General features: G+C 73.0%; 20 protein-coding genes. 8 read left to right on the top strand and 12 right to left on the bottom strand.

Translation table 11 applies throughout. The features are described from left to right. Positions 1–7: 7 nt before the first annotated feature. Complete coding sequence (locus tag ACFWV2_RS03010) at positions 8–769, bottom strand: SDR family NAD(P)-dependent oxidoreductase (RefSeq protein ID WP_384400753.1); 762 nt, start codon at positions 767–769, stop codon at positions 8–10. 64 nt (positions 770–833) lie between these two features. Beyond that, complete coding sequence (locus ACFWV2_RS03005) at positions 834–1,988, bottom strand: acyl-CoA dehydrogenase family protein (protein WP_384400750.1); 1,155 nt, start codon at positions 1,986–1,988, stop codon at positions 834–836. A gap of 115 nt (positions 1,989–2,103) precedes the next feature. Between ACFWV2_RS03005 and ACFWV2_RS03000 the strand changes: the two genes are divergently transcribed. The 4 genes from ACFWV2_RS03000 to ACFWV2_RS02985 all read left to right on the top strand — a co-directional run bounded on the left by ACFWV2_RS03000 (position 2,104) and on the right by ACFWV2_RS02985 (position 5,187). Continuing rightward, entirely contained in the window at positions 2,104–2,709 is a 606-nt protein-coding gene (locus ACFWV2_RS03000; RefSeq protein WP_360786553.1) for a TetR/AcrR family transcriptional regulator, read from the top strand. 159 nt (positions 2,710–2,868) lie between these two features. Continuing rightward, positions 2,869–3,504, top strand: coding sequence for a TNT domain-containing protein (locus ACFWV2_RS02995; protein ID WP_384401451.1), 636 nt, complete (start codon positions 2,869–2,871; stop codon positions 3,502–3,504). Continuing rightward, the gene (locus ACFWV2_RS02990) at positions 3,501–3,743 is read left to right on the top strand and encodes a hypothetical protein (protein WP_384400747.1); all 243 of its coding nucleotides are present in this window, start codon (positions 3,501–3,503) and stop codon (positions 3,741–3,743) included. The genes ACFWV2_RS02995 and ACFWV2_RS02990 overlap by 4 nt, the downstream gene beginning before the upstream one ends. A gap of 133 nt (positions 3,744–3,876) precedes the next feature. Continuing rightward, the gene (locus ACFWV2_RS02985; protein ID WP_384400745.1) at positions 3,877–5,187 is read left to right on the top strand and encodes an ROK family protein; all 1,311 of its coding nucleotides are present in this window, start codon (positions 3,877–3,879) and stop codon (positions 5,185–5,187) included. A 115-nt stretch (positions 5,188–5,302) separates the two neighbouring features. On the opposite strand, the gene ACFWV2_RS02980 is transcribed toward ACFWV2_RS02985, so the two are convergent. The 5 genes from ACFWV2_RS02980 to ACFWV2_RS02960 form a co-directional block, all read right to left on the bottom strand. Continuing rightward, the gene (locus ACFWV2_RS02980) at positions 5,303–6,439 is read right to left on the bottom strand and encodes an XdhC family protein (RefSeq protein ID WP_384400742.1); all 1,137 of its coding nucleotides are present in this window, start codon (positions 6,437–6,439) and stop codon (positions 5,303–5,305) included. A 45-nt stretch (positions 6,440–6,484) separates the two neighbouring features. Continuing rightward, the gene (locus tag ACFWV2_RS02975) at positions 6,485–7,960 is read right to left on the bottom strand and encodes an NCS2 family permease (RefSeq protein ID WP_384400739.1); all 1,476 of its coding nucleotides are present in this window, start codon (positions 7,958–7,960) and stop codon (positions 6,485–6,487) included. Between the two features lie 286 nt (positions 7,961–8,246). Continuing rightward, positions 8,247–10,646, bottom strand: coding sequence for a xanthine dehydrogenase family protein molybdopterin-binding subunit (locus tag ACFWV2_RS02970; RefSeq protein ID WP_384400737.1), 2,400 nt, complete (start codon positions 10,644–10,646; stop codon positions 8,247–8,249). Positions 10,647–10,648: 2 nt separating this feature from the next. Next, a complete protein-coding gene (locus ACFWV2_RS02965) occupies positions 10,649–11,245 on the bottom strand; it encodes a (2Fe-2S)-binding protein (protein WP_384400734.1) in 597 nt (198 codons plus the stop codon). 2 nt (positions 11,246–11,247) lie between these two features. Continuing rightward, on the bottom strand, positions 11,248–12,138 hold the full coding sequence (locus ACFWV2_RS02960) for an FAD binding domain-containing protein (RefSeq protein WP_384400731.1): 891 nt from the start codon (positions 12,136–12,138) through the stop codon (positions 11,248–11,250). A 305-nt stretch (positions 12,139–12,443) separates the two neighbouring features. Here ACFWV2_RS02960 and ACFWV2_RS02955 point away from each other — a divergent pair, with 305 nt between their 5' ends. Next, entirely contained in the window at positions 12,444–14,141 is a 1,698-nt protein-coding gene (locus ACFWV2_RS02955) for a PucR family transcriptional regulator (RefSeq protein WP_384400728.1), read from the top strand. 323 nt (positions 14,142–14,464) lie between these two features. Continuing rightward, entirely contained in the window at positions 14,465–15,253 is a 789-nt protein-coding gene (locus ACFWV2_RS02950; protein ID WP_384400725.1) for a hypothetical protein, read from the top strand. A 33-nt stretch (positions 15,254–15,286) separates the two neighbouring features. Here ACFWV2_RS02950 and ACFWV2_RS02945 read toward each other — a convergent pair whose 3' ends face one another. Further along, entirely contained in the window at positions 15,287–16,957 is a 1,671-nt protein-coding gene (locus ACFWV2_RS02945) for a WD40 repeat domain-containing protein (protein WP_384400723.1), read from the bottom strand. Between the two features lie 129 nt (positions 16,958–17,086). Next, on the bottom strand, positions 17,087–17,962 hold the full coding sequence (locus tag ACFWV2_RS02940) for a GntR family transcriptional regulator (RefSeq protein ID WP_384400720.1): 876 nt from the start codon (positions 17,960–17,962) through the stop codon (positions 17,087–17,089). A 194-nt stretch (positions 17,963–18,156) separates the two neighbouring features. On the opposite strand from ACFWV2_RS02940, the gene ACFWV2_RS02935 reads away from it, so the two are divergent. Both ACFWV2_RS02935 and ACFWV2_RS02930 read left to right on the top strand, forming a co-directional pair. After that, positions 18,157–19,014 (top strand): (2Fe-2S)-binding protein, encoded by an 858-nt coding sequence (locus ACFWV2_RS02935; protein ID WP_384400717.1) that lies wholly within the window; start codon positions 18,157–18,159, stop codon positions 19,012–19,014. Between the two features lie 205 nt (positions 19,015–19,219). After that, positions 19,220–20,341, top strand: coding sequence for a DUF2637 domain-containing protein (locus ACFWV2_RS02930; protein WP_384400714.1), 1,122 nt, complete (start codon positions 19,220–19,222; stop codon positions 20,339–20,341). Between the two features lie 12 nt (positions 20,342–20,353). Here ACFWV2_RS02930 and ACFWV2_RS02925 read toward each other — a convergent pair whose 3' ends face one another. From ACFWV2_RS02925 to ACFWV2_RS02915, 3 genes are all read right to left on the bottom strand, one after another. Next, positions 20,354–20,803 (bottom strand): ATP-binding protein, encoded by a 450-nt coding sequence (locus ACFWV2_RS02925; RefSeq protein ID WP_384400711.1) that lies wholly within the window; start codon positions 20,801–20,803, stop codon positions 20,354–20,356. A 70-nt stretch (positions 20,804–20,873) separates the two neighbouring features. Continuing rightward, complete coding sequence (locus tag ACFWV2_RS02920; RefSeq protein ID WP_384400709.1) at positions 20,874–22,616, bottom strand: pyruvate dehydrogenase; 1,743 nt, start codon at positions 22,614–22,616, stop codon at positions 20,874–20,876. A 27-nt stretch (positions 22,617–22,643) separates the two neighbouring features. After that, positions 22,644–24,284, bottom strand: a complete 1,641-nt coding sequence (locus ACFWV2_RS02915) for a protein phosphatase 2C domain-containing protein (RefSeq protein WP_384400706.1) — start codon at positions 24,282–24,284, stop codon at positions 22,644–22,646. Positions 24,285–24,360 lie beyond the last annotated feature (76 nt).

Here is a 24,360-nt window from a genome sequence, read left to right as displayed (position 1 = left end):
CGACGGTTCAGCGGGCCGCCATGCGGAGCGCTCCGTCCATCCGGATCGTCTCGCCGTTGAGGTAGTCGTGCTCGGCGACCATCGTCACCAGACGGGCGTACTCCTCCGGGTGCGCGAGGCGCTGCGGGAAGGTGACGCTCGCGGCGAGACCGGCCCTGACGTCCTCGCCGAACCCGGCCATCATCGGGGTGTCGACGATGCCGGGGGCGAGGGTGACGACCCGGATGCCGAACTGCGCCAGGTCGCGGGCGGCGGTGACGGTCATGCCCGCGACGCCGGCCTTGGAGGCGGCGTAGGCGATCTGTCCGACCTGGCCCTCGAAGGCGGCGATCGAGGCGGTGTTGACGACCAGGCCGCGCTGCCCGTGCTCGTCGGGCTCGTGGCGGGCGATGGCCTCGGCGGCGAGCCGCATCACGTTGAACGTGCCGAGCAGGTTGACCTCGAGCACGGTCCGGAACAGGCCGAGGTCGTGCGGTCCCTTGCGCCCCAGGACGCGGGCGGAGGGGGCGATGCCGGCGCAGTTCACGGCGAGCCGCAGTTCGGCGCCGTCGGCGTCGACCGCGGCGAGGGCCGCGCGGACCTGGTGCTCGTCGGTGACGTCGGCGGCGAGCAGTCGGACGCCCGCGGGCAGCGGTCCGGCGGCGGCCACGGCCTTGTCCAGGTCGATGCCGTAGACGGTGGCGCCCCGTGCGGCGAGCGCCGCCGCGGTGGCGGCTCCGAGGCCGGAGGCGGCACCGGTGACGAGAGCGGCGGAGCCGGCGATGTCCATGGATCTCCTCGTGCGTGTGCGGGTGCGACCCTGCCGCTCCCGGGGTTGTCGTCCTACTTCTGCGCTACTTCTGCGCGTGGGCGAGCCCACGGCTTATGACGAGACGCTGGATCTGGTTGGTGCCCTCGAAGATCTGGGTGATCTTGGCTTCGCGCATGTAGCGCTCGACCGGGAAGTCCCGGGTGTAGCCGTAACCGCCGAGGACCTGGACGGCGTCCGTCGTGACCTTCATCGCCGTGTCGGTGGCGATGAGCTTGGCCGCGCTGGCCTGACGGCTGAAGGGGCGGCCGAGGTCACGGCGGCGGGCCGCGTCCAGATAGGTGGCGCGGGCCGCGTCGACGGCGGCGGCCATGTCGGCGAGGAGGAACCCGAGGCCCTGGTGGTCGACGATCCGGCGGCCGAAGGTGGTCCGCTCGTTGGCGTAGCCGACGGCGGCGTCGAGGGCGGCCTGGGCGAGGCCCGTGGCGCAGGCGGCGATGCCGAGGCGGCCGCTGTCGAGGGCGCTGAACGCGATCTGGAGGCCCTGGCCCTCCTTCCCGACGAGCCGGTCGGCGTCGAGGAGGGCGCCGTCCCAGTAGGCGGAGGTGGTGGGAACGGCCTGGAGGCCCATCTTCCGCTCGGGCGCGCCGAAGCTCAGCCCCTCGGTGGCGCCGGGGGCGAGGAAGCAGGAGATGCCGTGGCTGCCGGGCGCGGTACGGGCGAAGAGCGCGTAGAACCCGGCCTTGCCGCCGTGGGTGATCCACGCCTTGGTGCCCGTGATCCGGTATCCGCTGCCGTCCTCCTGGCGCTCGGCCTTGCAGGTGAGGGCGGCGGCGTCGGAGCCGGCCTGCGGCTCGGACAGGCTGTAGCCGCCGATGGTGCGGCCCTCCAGCATCGCGGGCAGCCAGCGTTCCTTCTGCTCGGTGGTGCCGAAGGTGTGCAGCGGGTGGCAGGCCAGGGTGTGGACGCTGGTGGCGACGGCGACGGCGGCCCAGCGGGCGGCGAGCTCCTCCAGGACCTGGAGGTAGACCTCGTACGGCTGGCCTCCGCCGCCGTACTCCTCCGGGTACGCGAGGCCGAGGAGCCCGGCCTCCCCCAGGGTGGCGAAGAGCCCTTCCGGATAGGTCTCGGTGGCCTCGTGCTCGTCCACGCGCGGAGAGAGCTCCTTGTCGGCGATCTCCCGGGTGAGGGCGATGAGGTCCGCTGCCTCGGGGGTGGGAAGCAGGCGGTCGACATCCATGGCGACTCCAGCGGCGCGCAAAGTGGTACTGGGGCAGGTACTGCAGTACCGCTGAGAGTAGCGCAGAAGGGTGCCGCCGTAACCCCCGGAAAGCCCGGCCTGGAATACTGGCCCGGTGATCGAGACCTCAGCCGCCGACGCCCCGAAGCTCACGGGCCGCGGCGCTGCGCGCCGCGCCGCCCTCTTCGAGGAACTCGTCGCCCTCCTCGTCGGCGAGGGCTTCGCCCGGCTGACCCTCGACGACCTCGCCGGGCGCCTGCGCTGCTCGAAGCGGACCCTGTACGGCCTCGCCGGCAGCAAGGAACAGCTGGTCCGGGCGGCCGTCGTGCACTTCTTCCGGCGCGCCACCGCCCGCGTGGAGGCGGTCCTCGCCGCCGAGGCCGACCCGGCCGAGCGGCTCGCGGCCTATCTGCGGGCCGTCTCGGCCGAGCTGGCGCCGGTCTCGCCGCAGTTCTTCGACGACGTGGCCGCCTTCGAACCGGCGGCGGAGGTGTACGAACGCAACACGCGCGCGGCCGCGGGCCGGGTCCAGCAGCTCATCGAGGAGGGCGTGCGGGCCGGAGTCTTCCGCGAGGTCCACGTGACCTTCGCGGCCGACGTCATCTCCTCCGTGATGGTCCGCATCCAGCGCCGCCAGGTCGCCGCGGCGACGGGCCTCGCCGACGCGGAGGCGTACGAGGAACTGGCGGAACTGCTCCTCAGCGGACTGCGCAAGGGCTGAGCACCCCGACGGGCGGACATGGCCTGTTTCCGCCCACTCCCCATCACTCTGCGCAGTCATGGCACTACTGTGTGCGGCGTCATCGACCACCCCCTTCAGGGAGACCTCCGCGTGGAGCACAGCCGTACCGTCCCGAGGATCCGTGCCGTACTCGCCGCCATGGGCGTCACCGCCGTCCTCGCCGTCACACCCGCGGCGCAGGCCGCGCCCGCCGGGAAGCCCGCCGCCGCTCCCCCGGCCCCCTGCACCGGGGAGTTCCAGGGCGACAAGCGGCTCGGGCCGAAGCACCTGCCGAAGAAGTGGCAGGAACCGGTGGGGCCGCTGCTCGACCGCTACCACCGGACCGGAAGGCTCTCCCCGGCCGACTTCCTCAAGAAGTACTGGGAGGGCCCCGCTGACACCGGCAGCTGGAAGTACCCGCCGAACGACGGCTTCGGCGACGTCAACGGCGCCGTCGACAAGGCGCCCGAGCTACTGACGGAGGGCGAGCGCCTGGACCGCTTCGGCTCCGAGTACGGCTCCTACCTGGCCCCGGCCGGTGACGCCTACCCGAAGCGGGCGCTGCCCCCGCAGAACCTCAACACCCGCGACGCCGCCTTCCCCTGCGACTACCACCTGTACGAGGTGACACGGTCGTTCGTGGTCTGGGAGGGCTCCATCGCCCCCTGGTTCGAGCAGCCGGGCGGCGGCCGCCAGATCAAGCTGGACCCGGCCTTCCTCGACCCGGGCGAGGGGCAGCGGCTCAGCGTCAAGTGGCTGCTGGACAACGGCTACCTGGTACGCGTCCCCGCGTGACCGACCGCCGTGCGCTGGAACGGGCACTCCGGGAGGCCGGGGTGCCCGACGCGTACTACTGGATCGAGGGCGTCCACGAGCCGGCGCCCACCCCGCCGGACTTCGTCTATCTGCGGACGGGGCCGGACGGGGACGGCTGGGAGACCGGGGTGTACGAGCGGGGCGGGTACGAGCCGGTCGCCACGCACCCCACGGAGGCGGCGGCCTGCGTCCACCTGAGGGGCCTGCTGGGGAGCTGACGCGTGGGCCGCCTTCACGACCTGAACGCGAACCCCCCTTATTTCACGATATGAGTTAAAGCCCAAGTGAAGAGAGCGCGGCCGACCCGGGAGAGGTATGTTGCGTTCAGGACTACTTCACCAGGGGGCACAAGTGACCATGCGGAACGGCCGCACCGTGCGTGACCTGCGGCGCGAGAACCGCACCGCCGTCCTCCAGCGCCTCTACTTCGACGGACCGCTGAGCCGCTTCTCCCTCGGCCCGGCGACCGGCCTCAGTTCGGGTTCGGTCAGCAACGTGGTCGCCGAGCTCGTGGCGGAGGGCCTGGTCGAGGAGGCCGGAAGCGTCGACTCGGCCGGCGGCCGCCCCCGTACCCTGCTCCGCGTCACGCCGGGCAGCGGCTTCATGATCGGCGTCGACGTCGGCGAGACCCGGGTGAGGATCGAGCTGTTCGACCTCACCCTCACCGAACTCGCGCGCGCGGAAAGGCCCTTGGCCGTCGACAGCGCCCATCCGCACGAGCGGTACGAGGTGGGGGTGGTCGTCGACCATGTCCGTGAGGGGATCGCGGAGGTGCTGCGGATCGCGGAGGTGCCGGCGGGTCGTCTGCTGGGTGTGGGGGTGGGGGTTCCGGGCATTGTGGCGCGTGATGCCGGTGAGGGTGCGGTGGTGCACGGGCAGACGATCGGGTGGGACGCGGTGCCGTTCGAGCGTCTTCTGCGGGCGGCGGTGGAGTTGCCGGAGGAGGTGCCGTACTGGATCGACAACGGTGCCAAGACCCTGGGTCAGGCGGAGATGTGGTTCGGGGCGGGGCGGGGTGCGCGCAGTGCGGTGGTGGTGCTGTTCGGTTCGGGTGTGGGTGCGTGTGTGGTGACCGATCCGCTGGGGCCGGGCCGGGCGGTGGAGTGGGGTCATCTGACGGTCCGGGTGCGGGGGCGTCGCTGCCGGTGCGGGGCGCGGGGTTGTCTGGAGGCGTACGCGGGTGCGGAGGCGTTGCTGGAGCGGTGGCGGGAGGCGGGGGGTGTGCCGCCGTCGGGCGCGGACGAGGAGACGGCGCTGACGGCGATGCTGGCGGCCGCGTACCCCGCCGACCCGCAGGCGGCGCCGGACGTGACGGCGCTGACGGTCCTGGAGGAGACGGCGGAGTACCTCGGCGCGGGCTTCGCGGACCTGATCAACCTCTTCCAGCCCGAACGCATCCTCGTCGGCGGCTGGGCGGGCCTCCAGCTCGGCACCCGCTTCCTGGCCACCGTCACGGGCTACGCCAAGGAGTACGCACTCACGTACCCGGCGGCCCGGGTCGACATCGGCCTCGGCAGGCTGGGCCCCGACGCGGTCACGGTCGGAGCGGCGATCCTGCCGCTCGCGGACTTCTTCGCCCGGGGCGGCCGGAGGGCCGAGCCGGAGACCGCCGAGGAGCAGCCGGCCTGGACCTCGACCGTACGGGAGCGGGCGGCGCACTGAGCTCACGCGGCACCTGCCGGGCGCCGTCGCCTCGGCCGAGCGGGCGAGCCGGCGGGGGCGGGCACGGCCGTGCGGCTGTGCGGCTGTGCGGCTGTGCGGCTGTGCGGCTGTGCGGCTACGCGACGGAACCTATCCGTCCGGCCGGTTCGCGGGGCACGTCGTGGTGGATCGGGGTGTGGGCGCCGGTGAGGGAGCGGCCGGTGCCGCCGCGGCGGTTGGCGACGATCTCGGCGCCGATCGAGAGGGCCGTCTCCTCCGGCGTACGGGCTCCGAGGTCGAGGCCGATCGGGGAGCGCAGGCGGGCGAGTTCGAGTTCGGTGACGCCGACCTCGCGGAGGCGCTTGTTGCGGTCCTCGTGGGTGCGGCGGGAGCCCATCGCGCCGACGTAGGCGACGGGAAGCTTCAGGGCGGCCTGGAGGAGGGGGACGTCGAACTTGGCGTCGTGGGTGAGGACGCAGAGGACGGTCCGGCCGTCGGTCTCCGTGGACTCCAGGTAGCGGTGGGGCCATTCGACGACGACCTCGTCGGCCTCGGGGAAGCGGGCCCGCGTCGCGAAGACCGGCCGCGCGTCGCACACGGTGACGTGGTAGCCGAGGAACTTGCCGACCCGGACGAGGGCGGCGGCGAAGTCGATGGCGCCGAAGACGATCATGCGGGGGGCGGGGACGGAGGACTCGACCAGGAGGGTCAGCGGCTGTCCGCAGCGGCTGCCGTCCTCGCCGATCTCCACCGTGCCGGTGCGCCCCGCGTCCAGCATCGCGCGGGCCTCGCCCGCCGCGGTGCGGTCCAGCTGGGGGTGGCCGCCGAGCTTCCCCTCGTACGAGCCGTCGGGGCGGACCAGGAGGGCCCGGCCCATGAGGTCCTCGGGGCCGGAGACGATCCGGGCCAGGGCCGCCGCCTCCCTCGCGGCGGCGGCCGTGAGCGCGTCGGGGAAGACCCCGCCGCGGACCGGGGTGACGAGGATGTCGATGATGCCGCCGCAGGTCAGACCGACCGCGAAGGCGTCCTCGTCGCTGTAGCCGAAGCGCTCGACGACGGTCCTGCCGTCGTCGAGGGCCTGCGTGCACAGGTCGTAGACCGCGCCCTCCACACATCCTCCGGAGACCGAGCCGATCGCCGTGCCCTCGCCGTCGACGGCGAGTGCGGCACCCGGTTGCCGGGGCGCGCTGCCGCCGACGGCCACCACGGTGGCCACGGCGAAGTCGCGTCCCTGCTCGACCCACCGGTTGAGCTCTTCGGCGATGTCCAGCATCTCGGTTCTCCTCTGGAAGGTGTGCGGAGGGTGACGGCGGTGGCGTCAGCCGACGCCGAGCCAGCTCTCGATCGGGTGGATCGCGAAGTACACGACGAAGATCGCGGTGAGGCCCCACATGAAGGCACCCACCTCACGGGCCTTGCCCTGCGCCACCTTGATCACGGCGTAGGAGATGACACCGGCCGCGACACCCGTGGTGATGGTGTACGTGAAGGGCATCAGGACCACGGTGAGGAACACCGGGATCGCCACGGAGCGGTCGCTCCAGTCGACGTGCTTGGCGTTCTGCATCATCATCGCGCCGATGACGACCAGGGCGGCGGAGGCGACCTCGGCCGGCACGATCGCGGTGAGCGGGGTGAAGAACAGGCAGAGGGCGAAGAAGGCGCCGGTGACGACGGAGGAGAGGCCCGTACGGGCACCCTCGCCGACGCCGGTGGCCGACTCGACGAAGACGGTCTGGCCGGAGCCGCCGCCGACACCACCGATGACACCGCCGGCGCCGTCGATGAACAGGGCCTTGGACAGGCCCGGCATGCGGCCCTTGTCGTCGGCGAGGTTGGCCTCGGAGCCGACGCCGATGATGGTGGCCATCGCGTCGAAGAAACCGGCCAGGACCAGGGTGAAGACGATCATGGTGATCGTGATGTAGCCGACGTCGCCCCAGCCGCTGAAGGACACCTCGCCGATGAGCGAGAAGTCCGGCGCGGAGACGGCGCTGCCGTCGAGCTCCGGCGCACCGGCGAACCAGGCGCCCGCGCCCTTGGCGGGGATGTCGGCCACGGCGTTGACGACCATGGCGACGGCGGTGCCGACGACGATGCCGATGAGGATGGCACCGGGAACGTTGCGGGCCTGCAGCGCGAAGATCAGCAGCAGGGTGACGGCGAAGATGAGGACCGGCCAGCCCATGAGTTCACCGGCGGGGCCGAGGGAGACGGGGCCGCCGCCCGGGGCGGGGTTCTCGTGGACGAAGCCGGCCTTGACGAAGCCGATGATCGCGATGAAGAGGCCGATGCCGATGGTGATCGCGTGCTTGATCGCCAGCGGGATCGCGTTCATGATCATCTCACGGAGGCCGGTGACCACCAGGAGACAGATGATGACACCGTAGGCCACACACATGGCCATCGCCTGGGGCCAGGTCATGACGGCGATGACCTGCGAGGACAGGACGCCGGAGACACTGAGACCGGCCGCGAGGGCGAGCGGGACCTTGCCCCAGAAGCCCATCAGGAGAGTGGTCACGGCGGCGGCGAGCGCGGTCGCGGTGATAAGGGCGGGCTGGCTGAGCACGTTGCCCGCGACGTCCTTGCCGCCGAGGATCAGGGGGTTGAGCAGGAGAATGTACGCCATCGCCATGAAGGTGGTGACGCCGCCGCGGATCTCCGTCGCGACGGAGGATCCTCTCTCCGAGATGTGAAAGTACCGGTCGAGCCAAGAGCGGCCGGCGGGGACGTCGGAGCCGGAGCCCGCGTCCTCCGAAGCGGTCTTGGGCTCCACAGACGACTGGGTCATGGGGCCTACTCCCAAGGTTCAAAGGGGCACCCGCGTCAGACTTCGAAGGGCTTCTGATCTGGTGAAGCTGCGGGATTTGGGATGCTGCGTGGGCTGCACGACCCGGGGGACGGCCCGAGGCGAACGGAATGGATCGGTTCTGCGGTACTACGGGTGATGCCGGTGGTGCCGGTGGTGCCCGATGTGACGTGTACTGCGGGTGTTGCCGGTGGTGCTGGTGTGTACTCCGGGCGGTGCGGGCGGGGAAGTGTGACGTTCCTGGGAGGCACGTACCGCCCGGAGAGTCCTACAGGGTGCCGGTGAGCGCCTCGGGGCGGACCGGCGTCTTGTTGAGCTCCAGGCCCGTCGCGGCCCGGATCGCCGCGAGGACGGCCGGGGTCGACGACAGCGTCGGGGCCTCACCGATGCCGCGTACTCCGTACGGGGCGTTCGGGTCCGCCAGCTCGAGGTAGTCGACCGGGATGGTCGGCGTGTCGAGGATGGTGGGGATCAGGTAGTCCGTGAAGGAGGGGTTGCGCACCTTCGCGGTCTTCGGGTCGACGATGATCTCCTCCATCACCGCGACGCCCAGGCCCTGGGTGGTGCCACCCTGGATCTGGCCGACGACGGAGAGGGGGTTGACCGCCTTGCCGACGTCCTGCGCGCAGGCCAGCTCGATGACCTTGACCAGGCCGAGCTCGGTGTCCACCTCCACCACCGCGCGGTGCGCGGCGAAGGCGTACTGGACATGGCCGTTGCCCTGGCCGGTGACGAGGTCGAAGGCCTGGGTGGGGCGGTGCCGCCACTCCTCCTCGACCTCCACGGCCTGGTCCTCCAGGACGTCCGCGATGGTGGCGAGGGCCTCGCCGCCGTCGGTGACGACCTTGCCGCCCTCCAGGAGGAGTTCGGCGGTGGCCCACGCCGGGTGGTACGAGCCGAACTTGCGCCGGCCGATCTCCAGGACCCTCTCGCGGACGAGCCCGCAGGAGTTCTTGATGGCGCCGCCGGTCATGTACGTCTGGCGGCCCGCGGAGGTCGAACCGGCCGAGCCGACCTGGGTGTCGGCGGGCTGGATGGTGACCTGCTGGACGCCGAGCTCGGTACGGGCGATCTGCGCGTGGATGGTGACACCGCCCTGGCCGACCTCCGCCGCGGCGGTGTGGACCGTGGCGACGGGCTCGCCGTTGATGACCTCCATGCGGATCCTGGCGGTCGAGTAGTCGTCGAAGCCCTCGGAGAAGCCGACGTTCTTGATGCCGACTGCGTAGCCGACGCCCCGCACCACACCCTCGCCGTGCGAGGTGTTGGACAGGCCGCCCGGCAGCGCGCGGACGTCCGCACCCTCGCCCGCGGTCTCCCACTGGCGTTCCGGCGGCATCGGGCGGGCCTTGACCAGGCGCAGGAGTTCGGCGACCGGGGCGGGCGAGTCGACCAGCTGGCCGGTCGGCATGATGGTGCCCTGCTCCATGGCGTTGAGCTGCCGGAACTCGACCGGGTCCATACCCAGCTCGGCCGCCACCTTGTCCATCTGCGCCTCGTACGCGAAGCACGCCTGGACCGCGCCGAAGCCGCGCATGGCGCCGCAGGGCGGGTTGTTGGTGTAGAGGCCGATCGCCTCGATCTCGACGTCCTCGACGACGTACGGGCCGACGGAGAGGGAGGCGGCGTTGCCGACGACCGAGGCCGTGGACGACGCGTAGGCGCCGCCGTCGAGCACGATCTTGCACTTCAGGTGGGTGAGCTTGCCGTCCTTGGTGGCGCCGTGCTCGTAGGAGAGCTTCGCCGGGTGCCGGTGGACGTGCCCGAAGAACGACTCGTACCGGTTGTAGACCATCTTGACCGGCTTGCCCGTGCGCAGCGCCAGGACGGAGGCGAGGATCTGCATGGAGATGTCCTCGCGGCCGCCGAACGCGCCGCCGACGCCCGCCATCGTCATCCGGATCTTCTCCTCGGGCAGGCCGAGGCAGGGGGCGATCTGCTTGAGGTCCGAGTGCAGCCACTGGGTGGCGACGTACAGGTCGACGCCGCCGTCCTCGGCGGGCACGGCGAGGCCGGACTCGGGGCCGAGGAAGGCCTGGTCCTGCATGCCGAAGGTGTACTCGCCGCGGACGATGACGTCGGCCCTCTTGGCGGCCTCGTCGGCGTTGCCGCGGATGATCGGCTGGCGGTGCACGATGTTGGGGTGCGGGACGTGACCGGAGTGGTGGTCGTCGCGGTTCTCGTGGACCAGGATCGCGTCAGGGGCGACGGCCGAGGCCTCGTCCGTGATGAGCGGGAGCTCGCGGTACTCGATCCTGATCTTGGCGGCGGCGCGGCGGGCGGTCTCCGGGTGGTCGGCGGCCACGAGGGCGACCGGCTCACCGTGGTGACGGACCTTGCCGTACGCGAGGACCGGGGTGTCCTGGAACTCCATGCCGTAGTTCTTCGCGGCCGGGAGGTCGTCGGCGGTCAGGACGGCGTAGACGCCGTCCATCGTGAGGGCCTCGGAGGTGTCGATGGACACGATCTCGGCGTGCGCGACGGTGGAGCGCAGGATCTGGCCCCACAGCATGTCCTCGTGCCACATGTCCGAGGAGTACGCGAACTCGCCGGTGACCTTCAGGGTGCCGTCCGGGCGGAGGGTGGACTCGCCGACGCCGCCCTTGACGTGCTTCTGGGTGACCTCGGTGGGCGTACCCGCCGGAACGGTACGTGTGTTCTGAGCCATCGTCAGACCGCCTCTCCCTGACGCTCCTGGCGCGTGGCCGCGAGGCGGACCGCGTCGAGGATCTTCTCGTAACCCGTGCACCGGCAGAGGTTGCCGGAGAGGGCTTCGCGGATGTCCGCGTCCGTCGGGGACGGGTTGCGCTCCAGCATCTCGTCGGCCGCGACCAGCAGACCGGGCGTGCAGAAACCGCACTGGACGGCGCCGGCGTCGATGAACGCCTGCTGGATGGGGCTCAGTTCGACGCCCTCGCCGGTCTGGGAGTCCTGGCTCGGCCGGGCCTCCCACTTCTTGGCGGCGTCGATCGACGTGCCGCAGGCGCCGGAGGCGCAACCACCGTGCTCCTCGCGCTGCTTGGCGAACTCCGCCAGGCCCTCGACCGTGACGACGTCGCGGCCCTCGGCCTGACCGGCGGCGACCAGACAGGAGCAGACCGGCACTCCGTCGAGGCGGACCGTGCAGGAACCGCACTCGCCCTGCTCGCAGGCGTTCTTGGAGCCGGGCAGACCCAGACGCTCACGCAGAACGTAGAGGAGGGACTCGCCCTCCCAGACGTCGTCGGCTTCCTGCGGACGTCCGTTGACCGTGAAATTGACGCGCATGGTTATGCAGCTCCCTCAAGCGTGCGGCTGGTGCCGCGGTACTGCTCCCAGGTCCATCCGAGCTGGCGGCGGGCCATGATGCCGACGGCGTGGCGGCGGTACTTGGCGGTGCCTCGGACATCGTCGATCGGGTTGGCGGCGCCGGAGCAGAGGTCGGCGAACTGCTTCGCGATCGACGGGGTGATGATCTTGCCGTTGTCCCAGAAGCCGCCCTCCTCCAGAGCCGCGTTCAGGAAGGCCTCGGCCTCCTTGGCGCGGATCGGGGTCGGCGCGGCGGAACCGATGCCGGTGCGCACGGTCCGGGTCTCCGGGTGCAGGGCGAGACCGAAGGCGCAGACGGCGATGACCATCGCGTTGCGGGTGCCGACCTTGGAGTACTGCTGGGGGCCGTCCGCCTTCTTGATGTGGACGGTCTTGATGAGCTCGTCGGGCTCGAGCGCGTTGCGCTTGACGCCCGTGTAGAACGCGTCGATCGGGATGAAGCGGCTGCCACGCACCGACTCGACCTCGACCTCGGCTCCCGCGGCGAGCAGCGCCGGGTGGGCGTCGCCGGCGGGGGAGGCGGTGCCGAGGTTGCCCCCGACGCCACCGCGGTTGCGGATCTGCGGGGAGGCGACCGTGTGCGAGGCGAGCGCCAGACCGGGCAGCTCGGCCCGCAGGTTCTCCATGATCCGGGTGTACGGAACGGAGGCGCCGAGCCGTACGTTCTCCTCGCCGACCTCGTAGTCGCGCAGAAGCTCGACGCGGTTCAGGTCAAGGAGGTACTCGGGGCGCCGGTGGTCGAAGTTGATCTCGACCATGACGTCGGTACCACCGGCGATGGGCACGGCCGTGGGGTGCTCGGCCTTGGCGGCGAGCGCCTCCTCCCAGCTGGCGGGGCGAAGGAAGTCCATGGTGGCTCTCTTCTAGTGATTCTGGTGATCGGGGGTCGCGCAGGGTTCCGGGGGTACGGCCGGCCCTCGACTTCATGTTCATGTGCTGTTCACGCGGTGTGTGGCCTAGTACACAAGCCCACGATCGCCCGGGTGCAGTCACCGAAAACATGAAGGAGTTGGCTGGCTCCCGTTGTCGTCTTGTAGATTCGAACGAAAGGCGGGAAACACGAACCTCGCTGTTTTCCCCTGGAAACGGTGGCACCACTCCACCGTCGACAACGCGACACCCTTCACCCCACTGACCAAGGAACGGCGGCGACACGATGCGGCTGCGCGCACTGCTGGAGAACGACGCGCTCGGGCTGCGCCTGCTCGGCGGCGAGGACGAGCTGGACCGCACCGTCCGCGGCGTGATGACGACGGACCTCAAGGACCCCAGCCGGTACCTCTCGGGCGGCGAGCTGGTGCTCACCGGCCTCGCCTGGCTGCGGGAGCCGGCCGACGCCGAGCCCTTCGCCCGCCTCCTGGCCTCGGCCGGGGTCGCGGCCCTCGCCGCGGGCGAGGCGGAGCTCGGCGACATCCCCGACGACCTCGTACAGGCATGTTCACGCCATCGTCTGCCGCTCTTCGCGGTGAACGAGACCGTTGCGTTCGCGACGATCACCGAGCACGTTGTTCGACAGGTGTCCGGCGAGCGGGCCGGTGACCTGGCGGCCGTCGTCGACCGCCACCGGCGGCTCATGACCTCGGGACCGGCGGGTGGCGGGCCCGAGGTGGTCCTCGACCTGCTCGGCTCCGACCTGGACCTGCGGGCCTGGGTCCTCTCCCCCACCGGCCGCCAGATCGCGGGCGCGGGCGAGCCCCTCCCGGCCGCCCTCGCCGCCACCCTGGCCGGTGAGCACCTGGCCGCCACCCGGACGGGACGGCGCGGCCCGCACCGGCTGAGCACCGGCGGAACGGCGTACTCGCTCTTCCCGATCCGCAACACCGGCCGGGGTGCCGTCCCCGCCACCCGGGACGTGCGGGAGACGGTGCTTTCGGACTGGCTGCTCGCCGTCGAGGCGGACGCCGGTGACTGGCCCGCCGCCCGGCTCGACCTGCTCCAGGGCGTCACCCAGCTGATCGCCGTCGAGCGGGACCGGCGCGACGCGGCCCGCACGGTACGGCGTCGGCTCGCCCAGGAGGTCCTGGAGCTGGTGCAGACGGGCGCGGCGCCCGCCGAGATCGCGGCCAGGCTGCGGGTCGCCGCCCCGGTGCTGCTGCCCGGTCTCGGCACGGCCCCGCACTGGCAGGTGGTCGTCGCCCGGGTCGAGTGGGAGCAGGAGGCAGGGCAGGGCACCGCAGTGGACAGCGGCCCGGTCGCCCAGGCGCTCCTGGAGGAGATCCTCGTCGACCCGGCGACCGTGGGCGCCGAGTCGGCCGACCGGATCGCCGTCGCGCACAGCGGCGACGAGGCCATCGCCCTCGTACCGCTGGCGGCGGCGCCGTTGCCGGACAGCGAGGACGACAACCCGGCGGCCACCCTCGGCCTGCACGCGGACGCGCTGCTCGCCGCCGTACGGGTCCCGCTCTCCGCGGGCCTCGCGGACGACGGGCGGCTCACCCTCGGGGTCAGCGCGGCCGTGCACTCGGCGGAGGGCCTGCGCGGGGCCCTGGAGGAGGCACGGCACGCCCGCCGGGTCGCCGCCGCCCGTCCGGGCCGGGTGTGCGCGGCCGGCCACCACGAGCTGGCCTCGCACGTGCTGCTGCTGCCGTTCGTCCCGGACGACGTCCGGCGCGCCTTCACAGCCCGGCTGCTCGACCCGCTGCGCGACTACGACCGGCGCCACCGCGCGGAGCTGATTCCGACCCTGGAGACGTTCCTGGACTGCGACGGCTCCTGGACGCGCTGCGCGACCCGGCTCCATCTGCACGTGAACACGCTGCGTTACCGGGTGGGCCGGATCGAGCAGCTGACCGGACGCGATCTGTCGCGTCTCGAGGACAAGCTCGACTTCTTCCTGGCCCTGCGGATGAGCTGAGGGGTTCGAACGGGGCCGCTCGGACGAGCTGAGAGGTCCCGTACGGGATTCACCCCTTCGGGCGAGTCCGGTGGAGTGACGTCCCGCGCCGGTGCCGTCCGCCCGCCGGGGTGCGCGGCGGCCACCCCGGGGCCTGATCACCGGCCCCGCGGCGATCTGACGGGCTGTCGGCCACCCCGTCGGCGGCGGCACCCCGATCCAGCGCCCTCTTGTGAAATCTTTCACCTGACCCCTTGGCCTGGTACTCCCCTTCGTGCTGAGATGCGGGTCTCACTCAACAGCTCAATGGCGCGCTCGGGGAGGGCAACGTGGCGGATACCGCCATGTCTGGTTCCGAATCAAGGGGCGGCGAAGATCCGTCCCTCGCCTATGGCAAGGAGACCCCGGTCGAGACCGCCATATGGCGGCTCCGCTCCCGGGGATGCTGGACGGACGCGGCGGCACTGCTCGCGCCGCACGCGGCGGAACCGGCCGCCGCACTCGAACGGGCCGCGCTCCTGATCGAGCGCTGCCTCTACACCGAACAGGGCTGGGCCGACGCGGAGGAGGCGCTCCGGTCGGCCGAGGCGGTGGCCCGCACCGACGAGGAACGCGGGGCGGCGGCGTGCGAACGCGGCTACCTCGCCTACGCGTCCACGCTTCTCGGGGTACGGGACCGGGCCGACGAGGCGCGGATGGCACTCGGCCGCGCGGCCGCCCTGATCGCCCCTTCCGCCGAGGGTCGGCCACTGCTCGACCTGCGGCGCGGGCTGATCGCACAGAACCTGGGCGACTCCCCGCAGGCCGCGAGGGCCGCGTACCGCAGGGCGCACGCGGGGGCCGCCGAGCAGGGGGACTCGCTGCTGCTGTCCTCCACCTGGCGGCATCTCGCCGGACTGGCCCTGCGGGAGGGGGAGTTGGCGGAGGCCCGGCACGGCTTCGCGGAGTCGCTGCGCATCCGGGAGGAGTTGGGTTATCTGGTCGGTACGGCTCCGGCGCTCACCGCCCTCGCCACCACGGAGACGGAGCCGGAGGCGGGCCGGCTGCGCGCGGAGGCCCGGCGTCTCTTCCGGCTCCTCGGCGGGGTCCCGACCTGGCTCGCGAGTCAGCTGACGCCGCCGACCGCAGCCTGAATCCGCATGACCGGCAGGCCCGGTGACGATGCCTCAACTCCTCGGTGCGAGGCACACCAGGCTCTCGTCGGTGCCGATGAGCAGGGAGCCCGAGCCGGTGACGGCGACCGCGCGGACCGGGGGGCCCGGACGGAACGACAGCGTCCGGCCCCCCTCGGGGCGGTGGAGGGCGACGAGTCCGTCGGCCCAGGCCACGGCGACCTGCGGGCCGTGCGGAGTCTGGGTCGCGTGCAGGGAGACGACGGGCGAGGAGCGTTCGGCGAGGGGTTCGGGGCGCGGGTCGCGGCCCGGGGTCCACATCCGGACCGTTCCGTCGGCGCCGCCCGAGCAGACGAACGGGGTCGCGGAGTCGACCGCCGAGACGGCCGTGACCCGGCCGCTGTGTGACGCCGCCTGGTGCAGACCCCTGAGCCCGAACGCGTGCACGGAGCCGAGCCGGTCCCCCACCACCACCGAGCCCGCGATGGCCGCGAGGGCCGTCCCGGGATGACGGGCCAGGGTCGCGGAGACCGCCTCCGTGAGGCGCTCCAGGTACGGGGCGCGGGGCGCCGCCCCTCGTACGGTGTGCAGCCGGCCCCGGTCGTCCAGGAGGAGCACGGTGCCGTCGGGCGCGGGCGCGAGCGCGGTGATCCGGCCGGGCACGGTGTGGGCGAGGCGCCCGGCGGGGCTCGCGTCGGCCTCGTGGAGCAGCCGCACGGCGCCGGTGCGGTCCCCGACGAGCAGGGTCCCCTCCAGCGGTCCGCCGGCCGCGCCGAGCACGGTGACGGGGCCGGGCCAGGGCGGGGTCAGGTCGCCGCGGTGACGCGCCCAGCGCAGCCGCCAGGGCGAGCTGGCCGCCAACTCGGCGAGGGCGGGCCGCAGTCGGGGATCGGCTCCGTCGCCGAGCGCCGTGAGGAGTACCGACGCCCGCTCGGCGGGAAGCTGTTCACGGCAGAGCGACTGGCCCGCCCGCATCCAGGCGGCCCGGAGCCCGCCGTGGTCCTCGGCGGCGTTGTCGCCGGGGCGGGCGGGCGCCTCGGGGCCGTCGAGGGTGCCCGGGAGTCCGGCGGCGGCGGCACCGGTGACGTACGCCGTGGTGACGAGCAGCGGGTCCGCCGTGCAGACGGCCACCGGGTCGGAGAGGTCCGGCACCGGCCGGGCGCGCTCCCGGGCGGCGCCGCCGGCGGGGTCGGCGTCACCTTCGAGGTCCACGACGGTGACCCTGCGGTCGGCGCGCAGGGCGGCGGGGGCGGGGGTGCCGCTGCGGGCCTCGACGACGAGACGGATCCGGCCGACAGCGGCGAGTTCGGCGATCAGGTCGGTGAGGGCGGCGGGTTCGGCGGCGTCGTGCAGATCGGTGAGGAGGAGGACGGTACGGCCCGCGGGCCGGGCGTCGCTGGTGGCGAGGGCGTGCACGAGGTCGCCGGGCGACCTGGCCACCACGCCGAGGCGGTCGGCGATCGTCCAGGTCGCGCCGAGGGCGCATTGGCCCGCGAGCGGGACGAGCATCCGGGCCGCGCGGCGACGCGGCCGGCCGGAACGCGGCCCGTACGCGGCGAGCCAGCCGAGCAGGGCCGTCTTGCCGCTGCCGGGGGCACCGGTGACGAGGCAGAGCCGGGGCGCCTCGGGATCGGTGAGCCAGCCGAGCAGAGCCGTGGCCTCGGCTTCCGTACCGGTGACGGGTCGGCGTCCGTCCCATGCCGGGGGCGGGGTCGCGGACGGCATGGGACACCTCACGGGCGACGCGGTGCGGGCGGCTGACGTCAACGACCTTAGTCGTCGGGGGCGCCGGGAGGGACCTTGTCGATCAGGCGGATCGGAAGCGGGGCCACTGACACGCCCTCCGACCAGGCCCTAGCCCTCCGAGCCGGTGAAGTGCTCCCGTACGAGGGCCTGGACGACGGTCAGGTCCTGGGCGATCAGGGCGTCCAGGAGGGCGGTGTGCTCGGCGGCGTCGGCGACGAGTACGCCGTGCCGCAGGGCCGGGGCGCTGATCAGGGGCCACTGGGAGCGTCGGTGGAGGTCGTCGGCGACGGCGAGCAGTTGCTCGTTCCCCGCGAGGGAGAGGACGGCGCGGTGGAAGGCCCGGTCGGCCTCCGCGTAATGGGCGCGGTCGCCCCGGGCGGCGGCGGCCGACGTGGCCTCGGCGAGCGGGCGGAGTCCGGCCCAGCGGGCGGCCGGGACCGTGCGGGCGAGCCGCAGCATGACGGGGACCTCGATGAGCGCGCGGACCTCGGCCAGTTCCGCGAGCTCGCGGGGGGTGCGTTCGATGACCCGGAAGCCGCGGTTGGGGACGACCTCGACGGCGCCTTCGACGGCGAGGCGCTGCATGGCCTCGCGGACGGGGGTGGCCGAGACCCCGAAGCGGTCGCCGAGGGCGGGCGCGGAGTACACCTCGCCGGGGACGAGTTCGCCGTCGACGAGGGCGGCGCGCAGGGCGTCGAGGATCTGGCCCCGGACGGAGTGCCGTACGACGCGGGGTGCGGGGACGCCGCCGGCCGACTCGCCCGGGGTGTGCTCGTCCCGGGCGTACGGCTCCCGCCGCGTGCCGCGGGCCTGCTCGGGGACGCGGGCGGCGTCCGCGCGCGCCTCGCCCGGAGGCACGGGGCCCTCGCCCTCGTCGCCGTCACGTCCGGCGTCCGGGCCCGTGCCGTCCCCCCGTCCGGCGTCGCCGCGAAGCGGCGGGGACGGTGTGTCCGTCGCCCGCTCGCGTGCTGCGCCCTGCTCCACCCGGGTCCTCCTGCGGCCTCGTGCCGGGCCCGGCTCGCGTCGCGCGGGTCCTCTGTGCACCATAGGCGAACGGGCCGACATCAGGGGTGTGAGGGCTGCCTCGCTGGTGGGAGCCGGTGGGCCGGTGGTGAGAGGTGACCCCCAATCGGGTAAGGTAAGGCTAACCTGCCAACGCTCGCGATTCGGTGGTCCGCATGACCGTCCCCGCCCTGTTGCCCGCCCCTCCGGCCTCGCCCGTCGCGGCCGCCTTCGCGCGCCTCGCCGAGGTCTTCCCCCATCTGCGGATAGAGGAACCGGCCCCGGGCGAGCGGCTGCCGAGCGGCGCCGGCTGGGTCGGCGCGGAGGAGCTCGCGGCCGGCGGCCCCGATCTCGACGCCTTCCTCGCCTGGGACGACGCGCAGGTACTGCGCGACTACGGCACCCGGGCCCGCCCCGACGTCGTCGCCGGCTTCGGACTGCACCGGTACGCCTGGCCCGCCTGCCTCCTCGTGACCGTCCCCTGGTTCCTGGACCGCAGGGTCCCCCGCCTTCCCGCCCGGAACGTCTCCTTCCAGCGCACGCTCGGCCGGCTCGCGGTGCGGGTCGAGGAGTTCGCCTGCCTGCCGGGCGACCCCGCCGCCGCCTTGCCCGGCGCCCGGGTGGTCGCCGACGAGGACGCGCTGCGGGCCGAGGTGCGCGCCTCGCTCGCCGAGCATTTCGAGGCGATCCTCGACGGCTTCGGCTCCCGGATGCGGCGCGGCCGCCGCGCCCTGTGGGGCATGGCCACGGACGAGATCGTCGAGGGCCTCTGGTACGTGGGGACGCTGCTCGGCGAGGAGCGGCGGGTGATGGAGGAGCTCGAACTCCTCATGCCGGGCACGGCCAAGCCGTACGCGGGCGCGGCGGCGTTCCGCGAGCTGCCCGGCTCCGAGGGACCCGAAGGGGAGCCGCGCGCCACGCGCGACCGGGCCACCTGCTGCTTCTTCTACACGCTGCGGCCCGACGACACCTGTCTCACCTGTCCGCGTACCTGCGATGCCGAGCGGGTCCGCCGACTGGCCGCGACGGCCTGAGGCTCCCGGGGCGAATACGCCACCCGGACGGGTGACGTGAATCAAACTCAAAGCACTGTTCCTGCACGGGTGTTCGACCAGATCGCCCCTATTCGTATGCCCTGGTGCCCCGATGGCGTGCTCTTGCCCGGAAACCCCTTGAGCGCCCCGCGGGGTCGGCAAGTATGGGCCGCCAAACGCCCTACTGCGATGCAAGGGACACCGCATGAGACTGACCGACATATCGCTGGACTGGCTGCTTCCGGGCGGCGTGATGGTGGCCGGAGTCCTGACGGCGGTGGCGGTGCTCGCGCGCGGGAAGCGCGCCGGTGACCAGGCCGCGGCCGAGGATTCCTGGGAACGCAGCGAGGAACGCCGCAGACGTAAGGAAGCCGTCTACGGCACCGCTTCCTACGTCCTCCTCTTCTGCTGTGCCGCGGTCGCCGCGGCGCTCTCCTTCCACGGACTCGTCGGCTTCGGCCGGCAGAACCTCAACCTCGCGGGGGGCTGGGAGTACCTGGTCCCCTTCGGCCTCGACGGTGCCGCCATGTTCTGCTCGGTGCTCGCCGTCCGTGAGGCCAGCCACGGCGACGCGGCGCTCGGCTCGCGCCTGCTCGTCTGGCTGTTCGCGGGCGCGGCCGCCTGGTTCAACTGGGTTCACGCTCCCCGTGGCCTCGGCCACGACGGAGCCCCGCAGTTCTTCGCGGGCATGTCCCTCTCGGCGGCGGTCCTCTTCGACCGGGCCCTCAAGCAGACCCGCAGGGCCGCGCTGCGCGAGCAGGGTCTGGTGCCCCGCCCGTTGCCGCAGATCCGGATCGTCCGGTGGCTGAGGGCGCCCCGGGAGACGTTCGCCGCCTGGTCGCTGATGCTTCTGGAGGGCGTGCGGACCCTGGACGAGGCCGTCGACGAGGTGCGCGAGGACCGGCGGGAGAAGGAGCAGAACCGGATCCGCCGGCGCGACCAGGTCAAGCTCGACCGGGCGCGGCTCAAGGCGATCAACCGCCAGCACCGGGCCTTCGGGCTCGGCAGGGGTGGCGGGCGTCAGGTCGAGATGGCGGCGCTCAACGCCACCCCGGGCACCGGGACGGGCCCGGGTCCCGGGGCCGGCGCGGGTCCGGGTTCCGGTTCCGCCTCGGCGTCCGTGCAGGCCGCCGTCGCGGAACCCGCCATAGCGGACCCGGGACAACTGCCGCTTCGATCCCGGCCCTCCCTCCAAGCCGTCAGGGGTCGTGACCTCCACACGGGCGAATCCCGGACGGTGGACCTGACGGCGGAGGACGACACGCAGACGCTGCCTCTCGACGACCTGGAGCGCAAGCTCAAGAATCTGGAGCAGCAGTTCGGCTGACGCACCTCGCCGTCAGCCGGACGTACCGTCCACCGCGCGCGTCGGCGGGGTCGCCTCCCGGGCGGCCCCGCCGTTCAGTTCGAACCACACCACCTTGCCCACCTCCTGGTCCTCCACCCCCCAGGAGTCGGCGAGGGCCTCGACGAGGACGAGCCCCCTGCCGTGCGTACCGTCGTCGGCGGGCGGTACGTGCGGCGGGGTGATGCCGGGGACGAAGTCACGTACCTCGACCCTCAGTTGCTCGGGCACGACCGTCGCGGTGACGACGGCTCCGTGCTCGGTGTGGATCAGCGCGTTGGTCACGAGTTCGCTGGTGAGGAGTTCCGCCACGTCGGAGGCGCCCGGTCCGCCCCACCTCCGCAGCAGGTCACGCAGTGCGTGGCGCACCTCCGGCACCGCGGTGAGATCCTCGCATCCCACCTTTCTGAGCAGTCGAGTCGGCTGTCGCGGCTCCCCGGCCATATCCCCCCACCCACAGATCGCGTCGAACAGGCTCCCGGGATGCATGCCCCACCACGACGCCCGCACTCCCTCAGGGCCGGGGCACGTTGCGCAGGTTGGAGCGCGCCATCTGGACCATCCGGCCCACTCCCCCGTCCAGGACGATCTTGCTGGCGGAGAGGGCGAAGCCGGTCACCATGTCGGCCTTGATCTTCGGGGGGATGGAGAGCGCGTTGGGGTCGGTGACGACGTCCACCAGGGCCGGGCCCTTGTGCGCGAAGGCGTCCTTGAGCGCGCTCCTCAGCTGCTTGGGCTTCTCGACGCGGACGCCGTAGGCACCGGCGGCGCGGGCGATCGCCGCGAAGTCCGGGTTCTTGTTCGTCGTTCCGTACGAGGGGAGTCCGGCGACCAGCATCTCCAGTTCGACCATGCCGAGCGAGGAGTTGTCGAACACGATCACCTTCACGGGCAGGTCGTACTGCACGAGGGTGAGGAAGTCGCCCATCAGCATGGAGAAGCCGCCGTCGCCGGAGAGCGTGACGACCTGGCGGTTCCGGTCGGTGAACTGGGCGCCGATGGCCTGGGGCAGGGCGTTCGCCATCGAGCCGTGGCTGAAGGAGCCGATGATCCTGCGCCGCCCGTTGGGGCTGAGATAGCGGGCCGCCCAGACGTTGCACATTCCCGTGTCCACCGTGAACACGGCGTCGTCGTCGGCCAGTTCGTCGATCACGGACGCCACGAACTCGGGGTGGACGGGGACGTGTTTCTCGACCTTGCGGGTGTAGGCCCTGACGACGCCTTCGAGGGCGCCGGCGTGCTTCTTCAGCATCTTGTCGAGGAAGCGGCGGTCCTTCTTGGGGCGGACGCGCGGGATCACACAGCGCAGGGTCTCGCGGACGTCGCCCCAGACGGCGAGATCGAGCCGGGAGCGACGGCCGAGGTGCTCGGGCCGGATGTCCACCTGCACGATCTTCACGTCGTCGGGGAGGAAGGCGCTGTACGGGAAGTCGGTGCCGAGCAGGATCAGCAGATCGCACTCGTGGGTGGCCTCGTAGGCGGCGCCGTACCCGAGGAGGCCGCTCATGCCCACGTCGTACGGATTGTCGTACTGGATCCACTCCTTGCCGCGCAGGGCGTGGCCGACCGGGGCCTTGACCCGTTCGGCGAACTGCATCACCTCGGCGTGCGCCCCGGCCGTTCCGCTGCCGCAGAAGAGCGTCACGCGGTCGGCGTCGTCGATCATTCGTACGAGGGCGTCGATCTCGGTGTCCCCCGGCCGGACGGTGGGCCGGGTGGTGACGAGGGCCGTCTCCACCGACTTCTCCGGGGCAGGCTGCGAGGCGACGTCACCGGGCAGGGAGACCACGCTGACGCCCCGGCGGCCGACGGCGTGCTGGATCGCCGTGTGGAGCAGCCGGGGCATCTGCTGGGGGTTGGAGATGAGTTCGCTGTAGTGGCTGCACTCGCGGAACAGCTGGTCCGGGTGGGTCTCCTGGAAGTAGCCGAGGCCGATCTCGCTGGACGGGATCTGTGAGGCGAGGGCCAGGACGGGGGCCATCGAGCGGTGGGCGTCGTACAGCCCGTTGATCAGGTGGAGATTGCCCGGCCCGCAGGAGCCCGCGCAGGCGGCGAGGCCGCCGGTGATCTGCGCCTCGGCGCCGGCGGCGAAGGCCGCGGTCTCCTCGTGCCGCACCTGGATCCAGTCGATTCCCCGGGTGCGGCGGATCGCGTCGACGACCGGGTTGAGGCTGTCACCGACGACGCCGTACAGGCGTCGCACGCCCGCGCGCACGAGGATGTCGACGAACTGTTCCGCCACGTTCTGTTTGGCCATGGCTCCATCAACACATGGCCCGGCGGGTTACGCCTCCCAGACACCCACCGCCGTACGGTCGTCGGCGTAACCGGTCACCCTCACCTGGGTGTCGGCGAGGAAGGCGGCGAGTCCGGGGGCCTCGGTGCCGGCCCAGCGGCCGGCCAGCGCGCGGGCGAGCGCGGGTTCGCCGCGCATCGGCTCGGCGAGGCCGGGCGAGGCGAGGAGCAGGGTGTCACCGGGACGGGCGACGGAGGCACGGAAGCGGAACGGCTCGGCGGGCGCCGGCACGGGGTCCTCGACGAGCGGCGCGGGGGCGGTGGTGATGCCGAGGTCCATGGTGAGCCGGTCGCCCTCCTCGGTCTCGGAGGGCACGGCCGCCGCGGGCGGACCCGGGGGCCGGCCCGGGGGCGGATTCGGCGTCGGGCTCGGCGTCCGGCTCGGCGTCGGACTCGGGGGCGGCGAGCCGAAGCCGACGACGGGGGCGCCGGTGACGGCGGCCGGTTCGGGCAGGAGCGGTTCGATGTCCTGCCAGGCGCCGTCGCGGAGCCGGAGGAGACCGCCGCCGCCGATGCCGAAGAAGATCCGGGTGCGGCAGGCGGGGTCGGCGGGGAGGAGCAGACAGCGGAGGGTGGCGGTGTACTCGTCGGGGGCGAGGCCCCGCTCGGCGGCGCGGGCCCGCAGCTTGCCGTACGTACGGTCGGTGAGCCGGTGCAGTCCCGACTTGAGGTCGCCGCGGCGACCGGACCTGATGTCGTCGGAGAGCCGGGCGTGGCTGCGGCAGACGGCCTCGGCGATCCACCGGCAGGCGTCGGCGGCGGCGAGGTGGGCGTCCTCGGCGGCGCGGGACCCGGCGGCGACGGCGACGAGGACGAGCGCGGTCTCGTCGTGGCCGAAGCGGGCGGTGAGCAGGGCGTCGCGGCGGGGCTCGCCCCGGTAGCGGGCGGAGTCGCCCCGGACGGAGGCGGCCCGTACCGTGCAGGTGCCGTAGCGGGCGCCGTCGAGGACGGTGTCCGGGACCAGCTCGCCGAGCTCACCGGGCCTGGCGACGGGCAGGGCGGTCGGCTCGGGCTCGTAGGTGGGCGGGCGGCTGCCGACGTGTCCGGTACGGGGCCGGGGCACGGAGCCGTCGACGGTGAGGCCGGGGTCCCCTTCGGCACCGGACTCGGGGTCCTGCTCCGGCTTCCGGGGGGCGGCGCCGGGTGGCGGCGGCACCGGCACGTGGACGGTGGGCGCCTCCACCGGGGGCGGGGGAGGCGGCGGGGAGGGGAAGGTCCGCGGCCCGGCAGCGGGCGACTCCCACGGGGCCCGCCCGTCCACGGCCTCGGCCGCCACCGACGACGCGAGGACCGGGGCCTGCCCGGGCGGCGGGGCTTGCCCGGTCGCGGGCGCCTGCCCTGTTACGGGCGCCTGCGCGGTCGGCGCGGCCTGACCGGGCGTCGGGGCCGGCCCTGGTGTCGGGGCCTGACCGGGCGCCAGGTCCGGTCGGGGCGGCACCGGGGCGGGCTTCGTCGCCGGGGCCGGCTCCGGGGTCCGGTCCGGCGGGTGGGGTGGGGGCGGGCCCGTCGTGGCGCGGGTCGCCGCGGCGAAGTGGTCGTCAAGGGTGTCACCCGCGACCGTCGGGGCCGTGTCCGGCGCCGACTCGCCGTAGAGCTCGTCCCACCAGCTGCTGTCCCCCTGCTGAGTCATGTCCCTATTTTCCACCCCGCACGGCGCCGGAAAACGGGACATGGGGAAAACCGTTGCTGCGAATGGGTGGTCCGCC

The sequence above is a fragment of the Streptomyces sp. NPDC058671 genome, from assembly GCF_042716475.1.
Classification (GTDB): domain Bacteria; phylum Actinomycetota; class Actinomycetes; order Streptomycetales; family Streptomycetaceae; genus Streptomyces.
The sequence above is the reverse complement of the archived record's forward strand: the minus strand, read 5'-3'. Positions and strand labels throughout refer to the sequence as shown.

Excerpts from the sequence above, each read along its gene's own strand:
- ACFWV2_RS03010 (WP_384400753.1), bottom strand. The coding sequence starts at position 769 with ATGGACATCGCCGGCTCCGCCGCTCTCGTCACCGGTGCCGCCTCCGGC.
- ACFWV2_RS03005 (WP_384400750.1), bottom strand. The coding sequence starts at position 1,988 with ATGGATGTCGACCGCCTGCTTCCCACCCCCGAGGCAGCGGACCTCATC.
- ACFWV2_RS02995 (WP_384401451.1), top strand. The coding sequence starts at position 2,869 with ATGGGCGTCACCGCCGTCCTCGCCGTCACACCCGCGGCGCAGGCCGCG.
- ACFWV2_RS02980 (WP_384400742.1), bottom strand. The coding sequence starts at position 6,439 with ATGCTGGACATCGCCGAAGAGCTCAACCGGTGGGTCGAGCAGGGACGC.
- ACFWV2_RS02975 (WP_384400739.1), bottom strand. The coding sequence starts at position 7,960 with ATGACCCAGTCGTCTGTGGAGCCCAAGACCGCTTCGGAGGACGCGGGC.
- ACFWV2_RS02970 (WP_384400737.1), bottom strand. The coding sequence starts at position 10,646 with ATGGCTCAGAACACACGTACCGTTCCGGCGGGTACGCCCACCGAGGTC.
- ACFWV2_RS02965 (WP_384400734.1), bottom strand. The coding sequence starts at position 11,245 with ATGCGCGTCAATTTCACGGTCAACGGACGTCCGCAGGAAGCCGACGAC.
- ACFWV2_RS02960 (WP_384400731.1), bottom strand. The coding sequence starts at position 12,138 with ATGGACTTCCTTCGCCCCGCCAGCTGGGAGGAGGCGCTCGCCGCCAAG.
- ACFWV2_RS02955 (WP_384400728.1), top strand. The coding sequence starts at position 12,444 with ATGCGGCTGCGCGCACTGCTGGAGAACGACGCGCTCGGGCTGCGCCTG.
- ACFWV2_RS02950 (WP_384400725.1), top strand. The coding sequence starts at position 14,465 with ATGTCTGGTTCCGAATCAAGGGGCGGCGAAGATCCGTCCCTCGCCTAT.
- ACFWV2_RS02945 (WP_384400723.1), bottom strand. The coding sequence starts at position 16,957 with ATGCCGTCCGCGACCCCGCCCCCGGCATGGGACGGACGCCGACCCGTC.
- ACFWV2_RS02935 (WP_384400717.1), top strand. The coding sequence starts at position 18,157 with ATGACCGTCCCCGCCCTGTTGCCCGCCCCTCCGGCCTCGCCCGTCGCG.
- ACFWV2_RS02930 (WP_384400714.1), top strand. The coding sequence starts at position 19,220 with ATGAGACTGACCGACATATCGCTGGACTGGCTGCTTCCGGGCGGCGTG.
- ACFWV2_RS02925 (WP_384400711.1), bottom strand. The coding sequence starts at position 20,803 with ATGGCCGGGGAGCCGCGACAGCCGACTCGACTGCTCAGAAAGGTGGGA.
- ACFWV2_RS02920 (WP_384400709.1), bottom strand. The coding sequence starts at position 22,616 with ATGGCCAAACAGAACGTGGCGGAACAGTTCGTCGACATCCTCGTGCGC.
- ACFWV2_RS02915 (WP_384400706.1), bottom strand. The coding sequence starts at position 24,284 with ATGACTCAGCAGGGGGACAGCAGCTGGTGGGACGAGCTCTACGGCGAG.